Genomic DNA, 20,985 nt, shown 5'->3' with positions numbered 1-20,985 from the left:
GTATCCGCTACACCGCACGCGATGGTTTTGCGACTGCTGCGCAGCCGATCGGGGATAAATCCCCTCGCCACGGAGTTCTCTCCACATTGAACGAGGCCCCCATGAACAACGCTCTGAACCAGCTCCAGCCCTACCCGTTCGAAAAGCTCCGCGCCCTGCTTGGCACGGTCACGCCGAACCCGGACAAACGCCCGATCGCCCTGTCGATCGGCGAGCCGAAACATCGCTCGCCAAGCTTTGTCGCTGAAGCGCTGGCGAACAATCTGGATCAAATGGCGGTGTATCCGACCACCCTCGGCATCCCGGCCCTGCGCGAAGCCATCGCCGGCTGGTGTGAACGTCGCTTCGGCGTGCCGAGCGGCTGGATTGATCCGGCGCGCAATGTGCTGCCGGTCAACGGTACCCGCGAAGCGCTGTTCGCCTTCACCCAGACCGTGGTCAACCGTGGCGACGACGCGCTGGTGGTCAGCCCGAACCCGTTCTATCAGATCTACGAAGGCGCAGCGTTTCTCGCCGGGGCCAAGCCGCATTACCTGCCGTGCCTGGACGAAAACGGCTTCAACCCGGATTTCGACGCCGTGTCGCCAGATATCTGGAAACGCTGCCAGATCCTGTTTCTGTGCTCCCCTGGCAACCCGACCGGCGCGCTGATTCCGGTCGATGTGCTGAAAAAACTCATCGCTCTGGCCGACGAATACGACTTCGTGATCGCCGCCGACGAGTGCTACAGCGAACTGTACTTCGACGAACAGACCCCGCCGCCGGGCCTGCTCAGCGCCTGCGTCGAATTGGGCCGCAAGGACTTCAAGCGTTGCGTGGTGTTCCACAGCCTGTCCAAGCGTTCCAATCTGCCGGGGCTGCGCTCCGGTTTCGTCGCGGGCGACGCCGACGTTCTCAAGGGCTTCCTGCTGTACCGCACTTACCATGGCTGCGCGATGCCAGTGCAAACCCAACTGGCCAGCGTCGCCGCCTGGAATGACGAAGTGCACGTTCGCGCCAACCGCGCGTTGTATCGCGAGAAGTTCGATGCAGTGCTGGAAATCCTCAGCCCGGTGATGGATGTGCAGCGTCCGGACGGCAGCTTCTATCTGTGGCCGAACGTGGCCGGTGACGATGCCGCATTCTGTCGCGACTTGTTCGAACAGGAACACGTGACCGTGGTGCCAGGCTCGTATCTGTCGCGCGAAGCAGACGGTGTCAATCCAGGCGCAGGCCGAGTGCGGATGGCGCTGGTTGCACCGTTGGCTGAATGTGTTGAAGCAGCAGAACGGATTCGCGATTTCATTACCCGCCAACACTAACTTTCTAATATCCGTGCCAGTCATCTGGCACGGACACATCCCCAAGTTACATTTAAAACCACTTTACGACTATTCCAGACACTGCCCAAAGCTTAATCTTGTGCAGTGATCTTTTGCATGCGCAAAAAACAACTAAAACAAATCAAGGAAGAAAACAAAATATGGATAGCTTTCAATACTGCACACTTCAGGAACCGCCTAAAGAGGCAAAAGCCAAGAGTCTCGGAAACAGCCGAAAAAAACGTGCTTTAGTGCACTACTCCAAAACCTGGCCAAGCCGATCCACCCTGAAAATAGCGTTCATGGACAATCCAACACCGGAACACAAAAAGAAAATCATTGCCGCCGCCGAACGCTGGCTTCCTTATATCAGTTTGAAATTTGAGTTCGTCGAGGGCGTAGAGGGTCACATCCGAATTTCCACAGAGGGCGTTGGGAACAGTTCATTTCTGGGCACCGACGCACTGGAGATGTTTCCTGACACGCCAACCATGTGGCTTGGCATCGACCCCGAACACGAAGACTTCGAGACCGTCGTCACGCATGAGTTTGGCCACGCACTGGGCGCGATGCACGAACACCAGCACCCCAAGGCGCAAATCCCCTGGAACAAAGAAAATGTTTACCACTACTACCAGAACAGACCGTTGGATCCTGTGTCGCGTGAGCAAGTTGACGACAACATATTTACCACTTTTAACGATGCCGACGCGCTTTATTTACCGTACGATCGAAAATCCATCATGCACCATCCGATTTCCAACAACTTGACACTTGGCAATTGGGCAAACCCGATAAACCGTGAAATCAGTGAGAAAGACAAAGAACTCATGCGCTTGATTTACCCACGTTGAATCAGGACTTTCCATAAAAACCCTACACAATCAATTTACTTACTCAAGCTCTGCTACTAACAACCCACTCAAATGACTTGTCGAAAATAACAAACAACTCGAAAAGTCAAATTTCAAAATTGAAAATTGAAAATTGAAAATTGAAAATTGAAAATTGAAAACATGGATATTCAATTATGTACCTGACACGGCTTCAGCCAAGCAAAAAACCCGAACACACACTTGACTGCCGCAACATCAAGTGCACGCGGGAGATTCAATAAAATGTGGGCCAAGAACAATCCGGCAAAATTCTGGACGCCTGGCAGCACACTGCGCATCGCCTTCCTCAACGGCACGCAGGCATTCAAGGATGCTACCATCGCCGCTGCCAGCAACTGGTTGCCGCACATCAACCTGAGGTTCGATTTCGTCGAGGGTGAAGCAGGCGACATCCGCATACTCAGTGAAGAAGGAACGTTTTCCTCTCTGATAGGTACGGATGCCCTGTTATATCCCGATGAGCCGACCATGAAACTCTGGCCGCATCCGAGCCTGCCACGTTACTTTGCCGCCAATGTCATGCATGAGTTCGGTCATATGCTGGGCGCGGAGCATGAGCAGACCAATCCCGTGGCAGATATTCCCTGGGACAAACCAGCCATCTATGCACGACATGGAATCACCGAAAATCCGGAAGATGATGACGCTCAAGGCAGAGAGACGCGTAAAAGACTGCACCAATGGTATCTGGATCGTGCAGATCCCAGCGCAAGCATTTATTCGGAGTACGACCGAAAATCGATCATGCACTACGTCATTTATCAGTCCTGGACACAAGGCGACTTCCAGAACCTTCTAAATTTGAGTCTAAGCGATAAGGATAAAGCCTTCATGGCGAAGGCCTATCCCTATCCGGCAGCAACAAGTCAGTAAAGATCATCCGACAGCAAACAGCTATTTGACCTGTCCCAGATTCGCTTCGCTTAAATCCAGGTCTGCCAAAACCTCACGCAACACGTCATCCCCGATCTGGTGCTGACGGCTGAGACTATAGAGCTCAAGGCGCTGCGCACGCAGCGCCTTGAGCCGCAGACGGCGTTCGAGCAGGTCCATCTGGAACGCCAGCGCCTGCGCCTCTGCAGAATCGTTGAACACCTCGAGTTGATGGCGATACTCGAACATGATCCGTGCCTTGAGTTCCGCCGAGAGCGCGGCTTGGGCGGCATCCTGCGGCGCGACCTCTTCGGTTTCCAGCGCATGGATCGCCGCCTCGGCGGTCTTGCGCCAGGCATCGCGCACTTCCTGACGACGCTTGTCGTCCGGGCTTTTCTCGATGCCGCGCAGCAGCAACGGCAAGGCGATGCAGGCACAAATCAGCGACAACAGAATCACCCCGGCGGCGATGAAGATCAGCAGATCACGCTCGGGGAACGCCTCGCTGCCCATCAACATCGGCACCGACATCACACCGGCCAGCGTCACCGCCCCGCGCACCCCGCCAACGGTCAACAGCCAGCAAGATCGCGCGGTCGGCACTTGCGTCAGGTCGCCCTTGCCGCGCAGCCGTCGCAGCAGCACCGACAGGCGCCAGATGCTCTGCACCCAGATAAAGCGCAACAGCACCAGGGCAAGGAAAATCGCCACCACGTCGAGGCCGCGGTACAGCAGCGTCGGCCACAGCGTCGGTTCGTGGCTGACCACGGCCTTGATGATGTCCGGCAGTTGCAGGCCCAGCAGCAGAAAGATCAGGCCGTTGAAGGCAAATTCGAGCAATGACCAGACGCTGCGATTGAGCAGCCGGGTGCTGGTCTGCCGCGGCAGCAGATCGAGCCAGCTCTGCATCATCCCCGCCGCGACAGCCGAAAGAATGCCCGAGGCACCCAGTCGCTCGGCCAATACATAGGCGGCGAACGGCAGCAGCAACATGAACACCACGTGGGTGGCCGGGTCGTCCCAGCCACGGGCGATCATCCACGCGCGCAAACGCCCGACCAGCCAGCTCAGCGCGACGCCGACGGCCAAGCCCCCGACCGCCACCAGTACGAACGTCAGGCTGGCATTGGCCAGCGAGAACACCCCGGTCACCGCCGCCACCAAGGCAAACTTGAACGTCACCAGACCCGACGCATCGTTCATCAGCGCCTCGCCTTGCAGGATGTGCATCAGCGGCGTCGGCAAGCGGTTCTGCGAGATCGCCGAGACCGCCACGGCATCGGTCGGCGACAGCACGGCGGCCAGCGCGAAGGCCACCGGCAGCGGAATGCTCGGCAGCAGCCAGTGAATGAAGTACCCGGCGCCGACCACGGTGAACAGCACCAGCCCGACCGCCAGCGTCAGGATCGGCCCGCGCAGGTGCCAGAACTCGCGTTTGGGCATGCGCCAACCGTCGGAAAACAGCAGCGGCGGCAGGAACAGAAACAGGAACAGTTCGGGGTCCAGCGCGACGTGCAGGCCCAGTGTCGGCCAGGCCAGCAAGGCACCGGCAGCGATTTGCACGAGGGGCAGCGGCAGCGGGATGACCCGTCCTACCAGCCGCGAGACGCTGACCAGCATCAGCAGGATCAGGACGGTGTAAGCGGTTTGCATAAAGCGGAAATCTCAGACAATCGACAGCGTTGAACTGCCATATTAGCCGCTTAGGATGCGTCTGACCGTTGCACCTATGTCGCACGCCCGCAACGCCATTCCAATGTGGGAGCGAGCTTGCTCGCGAATACGGTTTGTCATTAACAGAGATTTTGACTGACACGCCCCCTTCGCGAGCAAGCTCGCTCCCACAGGTTTTGCAGCGTTACGACAACCGTGGCCGACGAAACGCTTTGGTCATGGCATAATCCGACACCATTTTTTTCCAGCACCTGTAAAGGGGGCGATTCCTTGACCGTTTCAAGTAAAACGTTGCACCTTTTCGGCATCAAAGCCTGCGACACCATGAAGAAGGCGCGCACCTGGCTCGATGAACACGCTGTCAGCTACGACTTCCACGACTACAAAACCGCCGGCATCGACCGTGAGCACCTGACCCAATGGTGTGACGAGCACGGCTGGCAAACGGTGTTGAACCGTGCAGGCACGACCTTTCGCAAACTCGACGACGAACGTAAAGCCGATCTCGACCAGTCGAAAGCCATCGAACTGATGCTCGCTCAACCCTCGATGATCAAGCGCCCGGTGCTCGATCTCGGTGACCGAACCCTGATTGGCTTCAAGCCAGACATCTACGCGGCCGCACTCAAGTAAGCAGCCCGTCACTTATTGCTAGAGGTATTCACATGTCCAACTCCCTGTTCAGCATCGCCTTTGGTGTCGGCACTCAGAACCGTCAAGGCGCGTGGCTGGAAGTGTTCTACGCCCAGCCACTGCTCAACCCGTCGGCCGAACTGGTCGCCGCTGTTGCGCCGATCCTCGGTTACACCGAAGGCAATCAGGCCATCACCTTCACCACCGCGCAGGCTGCGCAACTGGCTGAAGCGGTCAAAGGCATCGACGCCGTTCAAGGCAAACTGCTGACCCGTCTGGCCGAGAGCCACAAGCCGCTGGTCGCCACCCTGCTGGCCGAAGACGCACAGCTGACCTCGACGCCAGAGGCGTACCTCAAGCTGCATCTGCTGTCGCACCGTCTGGTCAAACCGCACGGCGTGAGCCTGGCCGGGATCTTCCCGCTGCTGCCGAACGTAGCCTGGACCAGCCAGGGCGCGATCGACCTGAGCGAACTGGCCGAGATGCAACTCGAAGCGCGTCTGCGTGGCGAGCTGCTGGAAGTGTTCTCGGTGGACAAGTTCCCGAAAATGACCGACTACGTGGTGCCGGCCGGCGTGCGTATCGCTGACGCCGCGCGTCTGCGCCTGGGCGCCTACGTGGGCGAAGGCACCACCGTGATGCACGAAGGCTTCATCAACTTCAACGCCGGCACCGAAGGCCCGGGCATGATCGAAGGCCGCGTTTCCGCTGGCGTATTCGTCGGCAAGGGCTCGGACCTGGGCGGCGGTTGCTCGACCATGGGCACCCTGTCGGGCGGCGGCAACATCGTGATCAAGGTTGGCGAAGGCTGCCTGATCGGCGCCAACGCCGGTATCGGTATTCCGTTGGGCGACCGCAACACTGTCGAGTCGGGCCTGTACGTGACCGCCGGCACCAAGGTTGCGCTGCTGGACGAGCACAACAATCTGGTCAAGGTGGTGAAGGCGCGTGAGCTGGCCGGTCAGACTGACCTGCTGTTCCGTCGCAACTCGGAAACCGGTGCCGTGGAATGCAAGACCCACAAATCGGCGATCGAGCTGAACGAAGCGCTGCACGCTCACAACTAAGCAGCCATACGATCCCCCTGTGGGAGCGAGCTTGCTCGCGAAGGCGTCCGGTCAGTCAACAACAGTGCTGAATGACACGACGCTTTCGCGAGCAAGCTCGCTCCCACAAGGTTCGATGTACCCCCGCCCAAGTTCACAGGGCTGAACAGATGATGATTCCCTCCCCGTGGCGCGCCGACTTTCCGGCCATCGCCGCCCTGCAACGGCAAGACCAGACCTATCTGGACAACGCCGCCACCACGCAAAAACCCCAGGCCCTGCTCGACGCACTGACGCATTACTACGCCAATGGCGCGGCCAATGTGCATCGTGCGCAACACTTGCCCGGCGCCCACGCCACGCAGGCGTTCGAAGACAGTCGGCTCAAGGTTGCCCAGTGGCTGAATGCCAGTGACAGCGGGCAGATCGTCTTCACTCACGGCGCCACCAGTGCGCTGAATCTCCTGGCCTATGGTCTGGAACCTCTTTTTCACCCGGGCGATGAGATTGTCATCAGCGCCCTGGAGCATCACGCCAACCTGCTGCCGTGGCAGCAGCTGGCGCAACGTCGCAACCTGAAACTGGTGATCCTGCCGCTGGATGCCGACGGCGTGATCGACCTCGGCGCCGCCGTGCATCTGATCAACCCGCGCACTCGCTTGCTGGCCGTCAGTCAGCTGTCAAACGTGCTCGGTGCCTGGCAACCGTTGCCGGCGCTGCTGGCGATGGCCAAGGCGCACAACGCGCTGACCGTGGTCGATGGCGCCCAGGGTGTGGTGCACGGTCGCCACGACGTGCAGGCGCTGGGTTGCGACTTCTATGTGTTTTCCAGCCACAAGCTGTACGGCCCCGATGGCCTCGGCGTGCTGTTCGGGCGCAACAAGGCGCTTGAGCAACTGCAGCCGTGGCAGTTCGGCGGCGAAATGGTGCTGGAAGCCAATTATCACGATTCACGCTTCCGCCCCGCCCCGCTGGGCTTCGAGGCGGGTACGCCGCCGATTGCCAGCGTAATCGGCCTCGGCGCGACCCTCGATTATCTGGCCGGGCTGGATCAGGACGCGGTGTCGGCCCACGAAGCGGCGCTGCACGCCTACCTGCTGCAAGGCCTGGCCGCGCGTAACGGCATTCGCCTGCTGGGCAAGCCACAATTGGCGCTGGCGAGTTTTGTTGTCGAAGGTGTGCACAACGCCGATCTGGCGCACCTGCTGACCGAGCAAGGCATCGCCGTACGCGCCGGGCATCATTGCGCAATGCCGTTGCTGAAAAGCTTCGAACTGGCGGGCGCGATCCGTGTGTCGCTGGCGCTGTACAACGATTCCGAGGATCTGGAGCGTTTCTTTGAAGCGCTGGATCAGGCTCTGGAGTTGCTGCGATGAGCCTGCCGCTGGCCGCCGCCGAAGCGCTGCAGACCTTTCAGAATGCCGCCGGTTGGGAACAACGGGCACGGTTGCTGATGCAGTTTGGTGATCGTCTGCCAGCGCTGGATGACGCGAACAAATGCGAGGCCAACCGGGTGCATGGCTGCGAGAGTCAGGTGTGGCTGGTGGGTGAGTTGCAGCACGGCCACTGGCAGTTCCGCGCGGCCAGCGATGCACGGATGATTCGCGGTTTGGTGGCGTTGTTGCTGTTGCGGGTCAACGGTTTGAGCGCTGGCGAGTTGCAGCAGGTGGATTTGCCGGACTGGTTCAATCAGCTCGGCCTTTCCCGCCAGTTATCGCCATCACGCAGCAATGGCTTGAATGCCGTGCTCAAGCGCATGAATGAACTGGCCGGTTAACCCTGTGGCGAGGGGATTTATCCCCGATGGGGTGCGAAGCGGCCCCAAAATCTACCCATGCGGTCTGCCTGACACTCCGAGGAAGCAGATTTGCGGGCGCTTCGCACCCCATCGGGGATAAATCCCCTCGCCACAAGATTTGCTAGCTAGTCGGTTTAATGCGATCCGCCGGCCGCCGCACACCCGCCACAATCTTGTCCACTGCCTTGGTCGCCGCGACCATGCCGAACGTCGCCGTCACCATCATCACCGCGCCAAACCCGCCGGCGCAGTCGAGCTTCACCCCGTCGCCGACAAAACTCTTCTGCAAACAGATGCTGCCGTCCGGCTTCGGATAGCGCAGTTGCTCGGTGGAAAACACGCACGGCACGCTGTAATGACGGGTCACGGTGCGCGAGAAGCCATAGTCGCGACGCAACGTCGAACGCACTTTCGAGGCCAGTGGATCGTTGAAGGTACGGTTGAGGTCGCAGACCTGAATCAGTGTCGGATCGATCTGCCCACCGGCACCGCCGGTGGTAATGATCTGGATCTTGCGCCGTTTGCACCAAGCGATCAGCGCAGCCTTGGCGTTGACCGCGTCGATGCAGTCGATCACGCAATCGATGTTCGGCGTGATGTACTCAGCCATGGTATCGCGCGTCACGAAGTCCGCCACCGCATGCACGGTGCAGTCCGGGTTGATCCCGCGCAGACGCTCGGCCATCACTTCGACCTTGGGTTTGCCGACGGTGCTGTCGAGCGCGTGCAACTGGCGGTTGGCGTTGCTGACGCAGACGTCGTCCAGATCGAACAGCGAAATTTCGCCCACGCCACAACGGGCCATGGCTTCCGCCGCCCAGGAACCGACGCCACCGACGCCGACAATCGCCACATGGGCCGCACGCAGGCGCTCAAGGCCCTCGATGCCATACAAACGGGCAATGCCTGCAAACCGCGGATCTTCTGTACTCATGACCATTACCCCAAAAACCGGCGCGCATTATAGGGCCGTCGGCGGCCAAGAGCATCTTTGACGCTATGAACGGCAACCACAGCCGTTTTCACACAATCTTTGTAGCGAGGGAGCTTGCTCCCGCCGGGTCGCGAAGCGGCCCTCAAAAAGCGGCCTGCTTCGCAGTCCCAGCGGTAGCAAGCTCCCTCGCCACCGGGAATTGCTATAACTGACCAACAAAGTTTTCTCTTACAAGCTGTTACTAAAGAACTTAAATCAGGTTGGACTGCCCAACATCGGGCATTTCCCTGTCCGGTGTACGACCAGTGAACTGCCGGTGTAGGATTCGCGCCCTTTTGGCGTAAGCCGAACCGTTCCTTCGTTCCACAGCCTTTGGAACCCGAAATAGCTATGTCATCGCGTAAATTTGGTCTCAACCTGGTGGTGGTTCTGGCAATCGCCGCCCTGTTCACCGGTTTCTGGGCGCTGATCAACCGCCCGGTTTCCGCGCCCAACTGGCCGGAGCAGATCTCCGGTTTCTCCTATTCGCCATTCCAGCAGGGACAATTCCCTCAGAAGGATCAGTATCCGACTGACGATGAAATGCGCCGCGACCTGGAGATTATGAGCAAGCTGACGGACAACATCCGCATCTACTCGGTCGACGGCTCGCTGCAGGACATCCCGAAACTGGCGGAAGAATTCGGTCTGCGCGTGACCCTCGGGATCTGGATCAGCCCCGATCAGGAACGCAACGAGCGAGAGATCGCGAAAGCCATCGAACTGGCGAACTCTTCGCGCAGTGTTGTTCGCGTGGTAGTTGGTAACGAAGCATTGTTTCGAGAGGAGATCACTCCCGAGGCACTGATCGTCCTGCTGGATCGTGTTCGCGCAGCGGTGAAAGTACCGGTCACGACCTCCGAACAGTGGCATATCTGGGAAAAATACCCGCAACTGGCCAAGCACGTCGACCTGATCGCCGCGCACGTGCTGCCGTACTGGGAATTCATCCCCGTGGACAAAGCCGGGCAGTTTGTTTTCGACCGCGCCCGCGACCTGAAAAAGCTGTTCCCGAAAAAGCCGTTGCTGCTGTCCGAAGTCGGCTGGCCGAGCAACGGGCGCATGCGCGGTGGCGCCGATGCGTCGCCGGCGGATCAGGCGATCTACCTGCGCACGCTGGTCAACAAGCTCAACCGTCAGGGCTTCAACTACTTCGTGATCGAAGCGTTCGACCAGCCGTGGAAGGCCAGTGACGAAGGTTCGGTGGGCGCCTACTGGGGCGTGTTCAACGCCGCGCGCCAGCAGAAATTCAACTTTGAAGGCCCGGTCGTCGCCATCCCGCAATGGCGCGTGCTGGCCATCGGTTCGGTGGTGCTGGCGCTGCTGTCGCTGACCCTGCTGATGATCGACGGCTCGGCCCTGCGCCAGCGTGGCCGTACCTTCCTGACCTTTATCGCGTTCCTTTGCGGCTCGGTGCTGGTGTGGATCGGCTATGACTACAGCCAGCAATACAGCACGTGGTTCAGCCTGACGGTGGGTTTCCTGCTGGCGCTCGGTGCGCTCGGGGTGTTCATCGTGCTGCTGACCGAGGCCCACGAACTGGCCGAAGCGGTGTGGATTCACAAGCGTCGGCGTGAATTCCTGCCGGTGGTGGGCGACTCCAGCTATCGCCCGAAAGTGTCGATTCACGTGCCCTGCTACAACGAACCGCCGGACATGGTCAAACAGACCCTCGACGCCCTGGCCGCCCTCGATTACCCGGACTATGAAGTCCTGATCATCGACAACAACACCAAGGATCCGGCCGTCTGGGAGCCGGTGCGCGACTACTGCGCAACCCTCGGCCCGCGCTTCAAGTTCTTCCATGTTTCGCCCCTGGCCGGGTTCAAGGGCGGTGCGCTGAACTACCTGATTCCGCACACCGCCAAGGACGCCGAAGTGATCGCGGTGATCGACTCCGACTACTGCGTGCACCCGAACTGGCTCAAGCACATGGTGCCGCACTTCGCCGATCCGAAAATCGCTGTGGTGCAGTCGCCACAGGATTATCGCGACCAGAACGAAAGTACCTTCAAGAAGCTCTGCTACGCCGAATACAAGGGCTTCTTCCACATCGGCATGGTCACCCGCAACGACCGCGACGCGATCATCCAGCACGGCACCATGACCATGACCCGGCGTTCGGTTCTGGAAGAGCTGGGCTGGGCCGACTGGTGCATCTGTGAAGACGCCGAGCTCGGTCTGCGCGTGTTCGAAAAAGGCCTGTCGGCGGCGTACTACCACGACAGTTATGGCAAGGGTCTGATGCCGGACACCTTCATCGACTTCAAGAAGCAGCGTTTCCGCTGGGCCTACGGCGCGATCCAGATCATCAAGCGCCACACCCGCAGCCTGCTGCGCGGCAAGGACACCGAGCTGACCCGTGGCCAGCGTTACCACTTCCTCGCGGGCTGGCTGCCGTGGGTCGCGGACGGCATGAACATCTTCTTCACCGTCGGCGCCCTGCTGTGGTCGGCGGCGATGATCATTGTGCCGCAACGGGTCGATCCGCCGCTGCTGATTTTCGCCATCCCGCCATTGGCACTGTTCGTGTTCAAGGTCGGCAAGATCATCTTCCTCTACCGTCGCGCCGTTGGCGTGAACCTCAAGGATGCGTTCTGCGCGGCGCTGGCCGGGCTGGCGTTGTCGCACACCATCGCCAAAGCGGTGCTGTACGGCTTCTTCACCAGCAGCATTCCGTTCTTCCGCACGCCGAAAAACGCCGACAACCACGGCTTCTGGGTGGCGATTTCCGAAGCGCGGGAAGAACTGTTCATCATGCTGCTGTTGTGGGGCGCGGCGCTGGGGATCTACCTGGTGCAGGGCATTCCGAGCAACGACATGCGCTTCTGGGTGGTCATGCTGCTGGTGCAGTCCCTGCCGTACGTCGCAGCGCTGATCATGGCGTTCCTGTCGTCGCTGCCGAAACCTGCGGCGGAGCCTGAACCGGCGCCTGTCGTCTAATTCCTCGACGATGCACTAAACGGCGGCCAATGGTCGCCGTTTTGCTTTAAGATAACCGCCATTTTGCGGGGCTTGGCGTGATACGCGGTGTAACCGACCGAACCCAATCCCTGTGGGAGCGAGCTTGCTCGCGAAGGCTTTGTAACATTCAACCCTTAAGTTGCCTGATACACCGCTTTCGCGAGCAAGCTCGCTCCCACAGTGGCCCCAGCCCAATTTCAAGCTCCCGGAGTTTTCCATGACGGCCCACGCCGACCTTTCGCCGACCCTCCAACTCGCCATCGACCTGATCCGCCGTCCGTCCGTGACGCCGGTCGACGCCGATTGCCAGAAGCAGATGATGCAGCGCCTGGGCGATGCCGGTTTCACCCTCGAGCCGATGCGCATCGAAGATGTGGATAACTTCTGGGCGACCCATGGCAACAACGACGGCCCGGTGCTGTGCTTCGCCGGCCATACCGACGTGGTGCCGACCGGTCCGGTGACCGCCTGGCAGATTGACCCCTTCAACGCCGTCATCGACGAACACGGCATGCTCTGCGGCCGTGGCGCAGCGGACATGAAAGGCAGCCTGGCGTCGATGACCGTGGCCGCCGAGCGTTTTGTCGCCGACTACCCGAACCACAAGGGCAAGGTCGCGTTCCTGATCACCAGCGACGAAGAAGGCCCGGCGCACCACGGCACCAAGGCTGTGGTTGAACGTCTGGTGGCGCGCAAGGAACGTCTGGACTGGTGCATCGTCGGCGAACCGTCGAGCACCACGCTGGTCGGTGATGTGGTGAAAAACGGTCGTCGCGGCTCGTTGGGCGCCAAGCTCACCGTGCGCGGTGTGCAGGGTCACGTGGCCTACCCACACCTGGCGAAGAACCCGATCCACCTCGCCGCCCCGGCGCTGGCCGAACTGGCCGCCGAGCACTGGGACCACGGCAACGATTTCTTCCCGCCGACCAGTTTCCAGATTTCCAACCTCAACTCCGGCACCGGCGCGACCAACGTGATCCCGGGTGATCTGGTGGCGGTGTTCAACTTCCGCTTCTCCACCGAATCCACCGTCGAAGGCCTGCAGAAACGCGTGGCCGATATCCTCGACAAACACAGTCTGGACTGGCACATCGACTGGGCGCTGTCCGGCCTGCCGTTCCTCACCGAGCCGGGCGCACTGCTCGACGCGGTGTCGTCGAGCATCAAGGACATCACCGGCCGCGAGACCAAGGCGTCGACCAGCGGCGGTACCTCCGACGGTCGTTTCATCGCCACCATGGGCACGCAAGTGGTTGAGCTGGGCCCGGTCAACGCGACCATTCACCAGGTCAACGAGCGTGTGCTGGCGGCCGATCTCGACGTACTGACCGAGATCTACTACCAGACCCTGATCAAGTTGCTCGCCTGATGCTCGCGTGCCCGATCTGCAGTGAACCGCTGAACAGCGTCGACAACGGCGTGGTCTGCCCCGCCGGCCACCGCTTCGACCGTGCGCGTCAGGGTTACCTGAACCTGTTGCCGGTGCAGCACAAGAACAGTCGCGACCCTGGCGACAATCAGGCGATGGTCGAGGCACGCCGCGACTTCCTGAACGCCGGGCATTACGCGCCGGTGGCCAAGCGTCTGGCCGAGCTGGCGGCGAGTTATGCGCCGGCGCGCTGGGTCGATATCGGTTGCGGCGAGGGTTACTACACCGCACAGATCGCCGAGGCCCTGCCGGACGCCGATGGCTACGCGCTGGACATCTCCCGTGAGGCGGTGAAACGCGCCTGTAAGCGCAACCCGGCGCTTACCTGGTTGATCGCCAGCATGGCCCGCGTGCCGTTGGCGTCGGGCAGTTGCCAGTTTCTCGCCAGCGTTTTCAGTCCGCTGGACTGGGAAGAGGCCAAGCGTCTGCTCAGCGTCGGCGGCGGCCTGATGAAGGTCGGCCCGACCAGCGGCCACCTGATGGAACTGCGCGAACGCCTGTACGACGAAGTGCGCGAATACACCGACGACAAGCATCTGGCATTAGTGCCCGAAGGCATGGCGCTGGCGCACAGCGAAACCCTGGAATTCAAACTGACCCTGGACAAGCCCGAGGATCGCGCCAACCTGTTGGCGATGACACCCCACGGCTGGCGCGCCAGTGCCGAACGCCGCGCCGCAGTGATCGAACAGCCCGAGTCGTTCGTGACCACCGTGTCGATGCGCTACGATTATTTCGTTCTTCAATAACTTTTGGTCTCGGGCGAGTGCCCGGGGCCGGCTAAATCCGCGAATGGATTTTTCAGACCCGCAGTGAGGACATCCATGCGCCAACCGGACATCGAGATTTACCTGAAAGACGCCGACGTCGACCACAAGGCGATTTCCGCCTGGCTCGGCGAAGCCTTGGGCCCGTGCAGCGACTGGGTGCAGAAGGGGCAGACCTACAAGTGCAAGGCCGGCAACATCCCGGTGACCTGGCTGCCGAAAGCCGTGGGCAAGTGGAACAGCCTGTACCTGGAAAGCGATGCGACCCCATGGGACGACGACATCGCCTGCGCCCGCGCCGCCTTTGCCGCGCTGAACGTCGAAGTGCGTTGCGCGCCGGGCACCTGGGTCGAGGAAGAAGGTGAGGAAACGGCTGATCGCTGGATTCGCATCAGCGCCGACGGTGAAGAAGAGATCACCTGGAAAACTGCATAACAAAGCCGTACACAAAACCTGTGGGAGCGGGCTTGCCCGCGAAGGCGGCGGCACATCCAAAATAGAGGTGGCTGACAAACCGCTTTCGCGGGCAAGCCCGCTCCCACAGTGTTTTCTGAGGATCCGAAGAGTGCGGTTTACAATCCGACCACATCCTCAGCCTGCAAACCCTTCTCGCCAGTCACCACCGCATATTCAACCTGCTGACCTTCAGTCAGCGAGCGATGCCCTTCGCCGCGGATCGCGCGGTAGTGCACGAACACGTCCACCCCGTCCTCGCGCTGAATGAAGCCGTAGCCCTTGGCGTCGTTGAACCACTTCACATTACCGGTTTCACGTGTTGCCATCTGTTCATACTCCTTTTTTATTATTGAACAGGCTTTTCGCAGGAAAGCCTTTGCGGAACGTCAGCCTGCGCCCGACGTCCATAAAGGGCCCCGGCGACAGATTGCCGAGTATATGACAGGCGCAAAAAGTCTCAACAGGAGATTACTTCGCCGCTTTTTTGCCGATTTTCGACTAATACGGCAAACTGTCGACCGCCCGAGCACTTGCTCGGTTTTATTCACTCACGCAGAAGCCGTATGACCCGTTCCCCGTTCCGCCGTCTTGTGTTTGGCACCTTGCGCCGACTGTTGTACCTCTGGGTTCGCTCCGAGACGATCAACCAGTCGTCGTTCACCCTCAACCTCGACCGCAGTCGTCCGGTGTTCTACGTCCTGCAAAACCCTTCGCTCACCGATCTGGCGGTGGTCGACACCGAGTGCACCAAGGCCGGTCTGCCGCGTCCGGTGCTGCCGGTATCAGTGGGGCCGTTGATCGAACCGGCGGCGTTTTTCTATCTGACGCCGGACCCGGACTGGCTAGGCCGGCAGGACAAGCGCGGCGCCCCGCCGACCCTGACCCGTCTGGTCAGCGCCCTGACCCAGAACGCCGCCGAAGACGCGCAGATCATTCCGGTCAGCGTGTTCTGGGGCCAGTCGCCGGACAGCGAAAACAGTCCGTGGAAGCTGCTGTTCGCCGACAGCTGGGCAGTCACCGGACGCCTGCGCCGACTGCTGAGCATCATCGTTCTGGGGCGCAAGACTCGCGTGCAGTTCTCGGCGCCGATCCACCTGCGCGAACTGATCGAACACAACAAGGGCCACGAACGCACCGTGCGCATGGCCCAGCGCATCCTGCGCGTGCACTTCCGCAATCTGAAAGCCGCCGTCATCGGCCCGGACATTTCCCACCGCCGTAACCTGGTCAAGGGCCTGCTCAACCAGCCCTTGGTCAAGCAAGCGATCCTCGACGAAGCCGAGCGCGAGAACATCTCCCCGGAAAAAGCCAAGGCCCAGGCCCTGCGCTACGGCAACGAGATCGCCTCGGACTACACCTACACCGCGATCCGTTTCCTCGAAGTGGTGCTGAGCTGGTTCTGGAACAAGATCTACGACGGGATCAAGGTCAACCACATCGAAGGCGTGCAGAAGGTCGCCCAGGGTCACGAAGTGATCTACGTGCCGTGCCACCGCAGCCACATCGACTACCTGCTGCTGTCGTACTTGCTGTTTCGCAACGGCCTGACCCCGCCGCACATCGCCGCTGGGATCAACCTGAACATGCCGGTGATCGGCAGCCTGCTGCGCCGTGGCGGCGCGTTCTTCATGCGCCGCACGTTCAAGGGCAATCCGCTGTACACCTCGGTGTTCAACGAATACCTGCACACCCTGTTCACCAAAGGTTTCCCCGTCGAATACTTCGTCGAGGGCGGCCGCTCGCGCACCGGGCGCATGCTGCAACCGAAAACCGGGATGCTCGCGATCACGATGCGCAGCTTCCTGCGCTCATCGCGGATGCCGATCGTGTTCGTGCCGGTGTACATCGGTTACGAGCGCGTGCTGGAAGGTCGCACCTACCTCGGCGAACTGCGTGGCGCGAGCAAGAAAAAAGAGTCGATCTTCGACATCTTCAAAGTCATCGGCGCGCTCAAGCAGCGCTTCGGTCAGGTCGCGGTGAACTTCGGCGAGCCGATCAAACTGGCGGAATTTCTCGACAGCGAACAGCCAGACTGGCGCCAGCAGGAGCTCGGCCCGCAATACAAACCGGCATGGCTCAACGAGACCACCAATCGCCTCGGCGAAAAAGTCGCGCAGCACTTGAACGAAGCAGCGGCGATCAACCCGGTCAATCTGGTGGCGCTGGCCTTGTTGTCGACAACCCGTCTGGCGCTGGACGATCGGGCCATGGCGCGGGTGCTGGACCTGTATCTGGCGCTGCTGCGCAAAGTCCCGTATTCGCCACACACCACGTTGCCGGAAGGCGATGGTCGCGCGCTGATCGAGCATGTGAAGGACATGGATCTGCTGTCCGAGCAGAACGATGCGCTGGGCAAGATTCTGTATCTGGACGAGCAGAACGCCGTCCTGATGACCTACTACCGCAACAACGTGTTGCACATCTTCGCCCTGCCGGCGCTCTTGGCGAGTTTCTTCCAGAGCACCTCGCGCATGAGTCGCGAACAGATTCTGCGCTACACCCGCGCGCTGTATCCGTACCTGCAGGCGGAGCTGTTCATTCGCTGGTCGCTGGACGAAATCGACGGCGTCGTCGATCAGTGGCTGCAAGCATTTGTCGAGCAAGGCCTGCTGCGTTTCGAGAAGGACGTGTATATGCGTCCGGCGCCGAGTTCGCGGCACTTTGTGTTGCTGACCCTGCTGTCGAAAAGCATCGCCCAGACCCTGCAGCGTTTCTACATGACCGTGTCCCTGCTGCTCAACAGCGGCCAGCACAGCATCAGCGCCGAAGAGCTGGAAGACCTGTGCACGGTCATGGCCCAGCGCCTGTCGATCCTCCACGGTTTGAACGCCCCGGAGTTCTTCGACAAGAGCCTGTTCCGCCACTTCATCCAGACCCTGCTTGACCTCGACGTCCTGCGCCGCGACGAAGCGGGCAAGTTGAGCTACCACGAACTGCTCGGCGAACTGGCCGAAGGTGCGGCCAAACGCGTGTTGCCGGCGGAAATTCGTCTGTCGATTCGTCAGGTGGCTTTGCACCGCAGTGAAGATGCCGCCGAAACAGCGGATACACCACAAGTCTGAAACTTGCTGACAACTAACGGGCGCACACTTCAATGGCCCCGTTAGTTGATTCATGGATTAATAGGCTCAATCCACCAATCACGATACGGATATCGAGATGAGCCTGTTAATCGAAGAAACTTCTGCAGTAATCCTGGACTTCCGTCTTCCACCCGAATTCCGCGCACCTGCCGATGGCGTTAATGAAACCATTGTCAGCGTCAAAGTATTCAATTCCCAATCGCCTATTAACATCAAGGACTGGCACCGTGCTTCGATCTACGACGCCGGCTGGAAATTTGACTTCCCTCATCACTACGGCGATGTAGGCGTCAGGTACCAAGTCAATGTCCAGTTCCTTCATGACCAAATACCCTTGCTGATCGAGCAGGACTACTTCGTTACTGTCAACAACACTCCCCACCGTCAGACTTTGCACCTGAGCCCGATCGGGCTTCTGTATGTCGAAGCTCAAGAGGCCGAGGTTGTTGCGCCAGAAGAAGCAGTCACCATCAGTCTGCATGAAGCAGAGTCGCCCGACGTTGAGCTGGTCAGTGTCAAACAGGACGAACAGTCAGTCTCCGGGTTTTATCTGAAATATGATCCTGACCGCGTTATACCCGGTAAACGCTATGCACTGACGGGTATTGAAAACCGCTACCATCAACGTCTTGTGATCTCGCCTGAACAAGTCGAACTGGCTCCCGTGGTGCCGAGTACCCGCGCGCTGTCGTTTCAGAAATTAATGCAGTGGCTGGAAAAGCCCTTACGTTTGTTCACTGACGCTGGCGCCAAAATCCGCTAGATTTGCTTCGGCGCCGGGATTCTTCCGGCGCAAAAGTCTCAGAGGTCCCGATGAAAAAACTCACCCTTCTCGCCGCAGCCACCCTGTTGAGCGCCTGCCAGTCGACCACCCCCGCCGGCAAAGTCGGCCTCGACGGCGAAGTGTTCTACCTGCAACGCATCGCCCTGCCACCGAGCGCGACGCTGAGCGTGAGCCTGCAGGACGTGTCGCTGGCCGACGCCCCGGCGGTGGTCCTCGACGAACAGAAAGGCCCGGTCAAAGGCCAGGTGCCGCTGCCGTTCCACTTGAGTTACGATCCGGCCCAGGTCAAACCCGGTCACCGCTACTCGGTCAGCGCGCGCATTGAAGTCAACGGCGAGCTGATGTTCATCACCACCGAGAATCACGCCGTGCAACTGGACGGCAACGATCCGCAGCCGCTGAAAATCCGCGTCGACGCGATTCGCTAATTGTCTTTCAAGGAAGCCGCCATGTTCCGCCCTACCCTTCGCCTCGCCGGCCTGTGCGCGGGCCTGATGATCTCTGCCAGCGCTCTGGCACTGTCGCTCAGCGACCTCTCGCAACAAGACGCCACCGGCGGCCTCAAGGACGCCCTGACCCAAGGCGCGCAACTCGCCGTCAAACAACTCGGCACCCCGGGCGGTTTCAGCAATAACCCGGACGTTAAAATCGAACTGCCGGGCAAACTCGGCAAAGTCGCCGGCAAGATGAAAGCCTTCGGCATGGGCGCCCAGGTCGACGAACTCGAAACCGCGATGAACAAGGCCGCAGAAAGCGCCGTGACCCAGGCCCAGCCGATCCTCGTCGACGCCGTGAAGAAAATGACCGTGGCCGACGCCAAGGGCATCCTCAGCGGCGGCACCGACTCGGCCACTCAATACCTGGACAAGACCAGCCGCGAACAGATCCGCGCCAAGTTCCTGCCCATCGTCAAACAAGCCACTGACAAAGTCGGCGTAGCGCAAAAGTACAACGCCTTCGCCGGCCAGGCCGCGACCCTCGGCGTGGTGGATGCGAAGAGCGCCAACGTCGAAAACTACGTCACCGAACAAGCACTGAACGGCCTGTTCGAAATGATCGGCAAACAGGAAGAAACCATCCGCAAGAATCCGGCTGCTGCAGCGACCGGTCTGGCGAAGAAGGTGTTCGGCACCTTGTAATTTTTGCCGCTGCACGAAAAAGCCCGCTGAACCGGTAATGGCCAGCGGGCTTTTTGTTGCGTGTCAGCCTTGAGGATCGACATGATCGAGGACGCGGTTTACCGACAGCTCAGCGAGCGAAATCATCTGCTGAATACCGAGAAGCTGGCTGCACGTCGGGCCGCTCAGGGTAAACGCCAACTCACTGGCCATGACATTGGCCGAGGCCAGCGTTTCACAGGCATGGGCCAGCAGGGTTTCAGTGTCGACTTCGGGGAGTACAGTGAAGATTGTGCTGGGCTGAGTCACGGGCTTGGGCTGTTTTTCAGCCTCGGGCAGCAGGTAGTGATCGAGCGCACGCAGGGCTGCGTCGTGGAGCTTGCGCGAATCGAGGAAGGCGTAGGGGGAGACGGGGTCGGTTGGTCGTTGGGGGGTTGGTTCGGGTTCGGATTCTGGGGGATTTGGGGTGTGTTTGAACATGGTGGAACTCCTAACTATTCAAGTGGAGCTACCACCATCACTTGCAGATGACGGGTGGCAGCTGTGCACGGGTCTGCAAGACCGAGTTGTTAGGCCCTCGGCATACCCAAAGGTATCCCGCACACAGCCACCATAAAACGATGGCCACTAAAAAGCGCCACGATTATAGGGGCGCTGATCAGCACCTAACAAACTATCGGCGGGCTTGCAGACCCGGTCGCTGAATTGGCAGCGACAGACTCAGGCTAGAGATCGCGCTTCCGACGGGCAACCTGAAAACCTTGTGGGAAGGTTCTGGTTATCTGGAACATTTTTAAACAAACCAAAGAGGTTGGATGGCTGGGCGGGCCTCTTCGCGAGCAAGCTCGCTCCCACAGTTGGATTGAGTGCAGGCAGTTGGAGATTGGTCGGCTCATAGGTCGCCATCGCTGGCAAGCCAGCTCCCACAGTGGGATTGGCTGCGGCCAGTGGGAGATTGGTCGGCTGTCAGGCCGCCATCGCGAGCAGGCTCACTCCTACAGTGGGATTGGGTGCAGGCAGTTGGAGATTGGTCGGCTACTAGGCCGCCATCGCGAGCAGGCTCACTCCTACAGTGGGATTGGGTGCAGGCAGTTGGAGATTGGTCGGCTCATAGGCCGCCATCGCGAGCAGGCTCACTCCTACAGTGGGATTGGGTGCAGGCAGTTGGAGATTGGTCGGCTGTCAGGCCG

Annotated in this window: 19 protein-coding genes; 15 read left to right on the top strand and 4 right to left on the bottom strand. The window is 60.1% G+C overall.

The window, feature by feature from the left end; all coding sequences use genetic code 11:
* The first annotated feature begins 101 nt into the window (after positions 1-101).
* From dapC to PMI25_RS00085, 3 genes are all read left to right on the top strand, one after another.
* Positions 102-1,301 (top strand): succinyldiaminopimelate transaminase, encoded by a 1,200-nt coding sequence (gene dapC, locus PMI25_RS00095; RefSeq protein WP_007964267.1) that lies wholly within the window; start codon positions 102-104, stop codon positions 1,299-1,301.
* A 161-nt stretch (positions 1,302-1,462) separates the two neighbouring features.
* Positions 1,463-2,155 carry a M12 family metallopeptidase gene (locus PMI25_RS00090; protein WP_007964265.1) on the top strand — a complete coding sequence of 231 codons (693 nt, stop codon included), beginning with the start codon at positions 1,463-1,465 and terminating at the stop codon, positions 2,153-2,155.
* 264 nt (positions 2,156-2,419) lie between these two features.
* Positions 2,420-3,070: a hypothetical protein gene (locus PMI25_RS00085; protein WP_007964264.1), complete on the top strand. Its 651-nt coding sequence runs from the start codon at positions 2,420-2,422 to the stop codon at positions 3,068-3,070.
* Between the two features lie 21 nt (positions 3,071-3,091).
* On the opposite strand, the gene PMI25_RS00080 is transcribed toward PMI25_RS00085, so the two are convergent.
* On the bottom strand, positions 3,092-4,723 hold the full coding sequence (locus PMI25_RS00080) for a Na+/H+ antiporter (RefSeq protein ID WP_007964261.1): 1,632 nt from the start codon (positions 4,721-4,723) through the stop codon (positions 3,092-3,094).
* A 291-nt stretch (positions 4,724-5,014) separates the two neighbouring features.
* On the opposite strand from PMI25_RS00080, the gene PMI25_RS00075 reads away from it, so the two are divergent.
* From PMI25_RS00075 to PMI25_RS00060, 4 genes are all read left to right on the top strand, one after another.
* A complete protein-coding gene (locus PMI25_RS00075) occupies positions 5,015-5,377 on the top strand; it encodes an ArsC family reductase (protein ID WP_003222107.1) in 363 nt (120 codons plus the stop codon).
* A gap of 32 nt (positions 5,378-5,409) precedes the next feature.
* Positions 5,410-6,444, top strand: a complete 1,035-nt coding sequence (gene dapD, locus PMI25_RS00070; RefSeq protein WP_003222105.1) for a 2,3,4,5-tetrahydropyridine-2,6-dicarboxylate N-succinyltransferase — start codon at positions 5,410-5,412, stop codon at positions 6,442-6,444.
* A gap of 149 nt (positions 6,445-6,593) precedes the next feature.
* Entirely contained in the window at positions 6,594-7,799 is a 1,206-nt protein-coding gene (locus PMI25_RS00065; protein ID WP_007964260.1) for an aminotransferase class V-fold PLP-dependent enzyme, read from the top strand.
* Positions 7,796-8,200, top strand: a complete 405-nt coding sequence (locus PMI25_RS00060) for a SufE family protein (protein WP_007964259.1) — start codon at positions 7,796-7,798, stop codon at positions 8,198-8,200. Before PMI25_RS00065 ends, PMI25_RS00060 begins: the two co-directional genes overlap by 4 nt.
* A gap of 142 nt (positions 8,201-8,342) precedes the next feature.
* On the opposite strand, the gene tcdA is transcribed toward PMI25_RS00060, so the two are convergent.
* Entirely contained in the window at positions 8,343-9,161 is an 819-nt protein-coding gene (gene tcdA, locus PMI25_RS00055) for a tRNA cyclic N6-threonylcarbamoyladenosine(37) synthase TcdA (RefSeq protein WP_007964258.1), read from the bottom strand.
* A 384-nt stretch (positions 9,162-9,545) separates the two neighbouring features.
* Between tcdA and PMI25_RS00050 the strand changes: the two genes are divergently transcribed.
* The 4 genes from PMI25_RS00050 (at position 9,546) to PMI25_RS00035 (ending at position 14,789) form a co-directional block, all read left to right on the top strand.
* Positions 9,546-12,137 (top strand): glycosyltransferase, encoded by a 2,592-nt coding sequence (locus PMI25_RS00050; protein WP_007964257.1) that lies wholly within the window; start codon positions 9,546-9,548, stop codon positions 12,135-12,137.
* Between the two features lie 238 nt (positions 12,138-12,375).
* A complete protein-coding gene (gene dapE, locus PMI25_RS00045) occupies positions 12,376-13,527 on the top strand; it encodes a succinyl-diaminopimelate desuccinylase (RefSeq protein WP_007964256.1) in 1,152 nt (383 codons plus the stop codon).
* Positions 13,527-14,336, top strand: a complete 810-nt coding sequence (locus PMI25_RS00040; protein WP_007964254.1) for a putative RNA methyltransferase — start codon at positions 13,527-13,529, stop codon at positions 14,334-14,336. The genes dapE and PMI25_RS00040 overlap by 1 nt, the downstream gene beginning before the upstream one ends.
* A 75-nt stretch (positions 14,337-14,411) precedes the next feature.
* Positions 14,412-14,789 (top strand): hypothetical protein, encoded by a 378-nt coding sequence (locus PMI25_RS00035; RefSeq protein WP_007964251.1) that lies wholly within the window; start codon positions 14,412-14,414, stop codon positions 14,787-14,789.
* A gap of 137 nt (positions 14,790-14,926) precedes the next feature.
* Here PMI25_RS00035 and PMI25_RS00030 read toward each other — a convergent pair whose 3' ends face one another.
* Complete coding sequence (locus tag PMI25_RS00030; protein ID WP_007964248.1) at positions 14,927-15,136, bottom strand: cold-shock protein; 210 nt, start codon at positions 15,134-15,136, stop codon at positions 14,927-14,929.
* 237 nt (positions 15,137-15,373) lie between these two features.
* On the opposite strand from PMI25_RS00030, the gene plsB reads away from it, so the two are divergent.
* The 4 genes from plsB to PMI25_RS00010 all read left to right on the top strand — a co-directional run bounded on the left by plsB (position 15,374) and on the right by PMI25_RS00010 (position 19,816).
* On the top strand, positions 15,374-17,872 hold the full coding sequence (gene plsB / locus PMI25_RS00025) for a glycerol-3-phosphate 1-O-acyltransferase PlsB (RefSeq protein ID WP_007964246.1): 2,499 nt from the start codon (positions 15,374-15,376) through the stop codon (positions 17,870-17,872).
* A 97-nt stretch (positions 17,873-17,969) separates the two neighbouring features.
* A complete protein-coding gene (locus PMI25_RS00020) occupies positions 17,970-18,656 on the top strand; it encodes a hypothetical protein (RefSeq protein ID WP_007964244.1) in 687 nt (228 codons plus the stop codon).
* 50 nt (positions 18,657-18,706) lie between these two features.
* Complete coding sequence (locus PMI25_RS00015) at positions 18,707-19,105, top strand: YbaY family lipoprotein (protein ID WP_003222082.1); 399 nt, start codon at positions 18,707-18,709, stop codon at positions 19,103-19,105.
* 21 nt (positions 19,106-19,126) lie between these two features.
* Positions 19,127-19,816 carry a DUF4197 domain-containing protein gene (locus PMI25_RS00010; RefSeq protein ID WP_007964241.1) on the top strand — a complete coding sequence of 230 codons (690 nt, stop codon included), beginning with the start codon at positions 19,127-19,129 and terminating at the stop codon, positions 19,814-19,816.
* 63 nt (positions 19,817-19,879) lie between these two features.
* On the opposite strand, the gene PMI25_RS00005 is transcribed toward PMI25_RS00010, so the two are convergent.
* The gene (locus PMI25_RS00005) at positions 19,880-20,275 is read right to left on the bottom strand and encodes a DUF6124 family protein (protein ID WP_007964239.1); all 396 of its coding nucleotides are present in this window, start codon (positions 20,273-20,275) and stop codon (positions 19,880-19,882) included.
* Positions 20,276-20,985 lie beyond the last annotated feature (710 nt).

The organism is Pseudomonas sp. GM30 (assembly GCF_000282275.2).
Lineage (GTDB): Bacteria > Pseudomonadota > Gammaproteobacteria > Pseudomonadales > Pseudomonadaceae > Aquipseudomonas.
The sequence above is the reverse complement of the archived record's forward strand: the minus strand, read 5'-3'. Positions and strand labels throughout refer to the sequence as shown.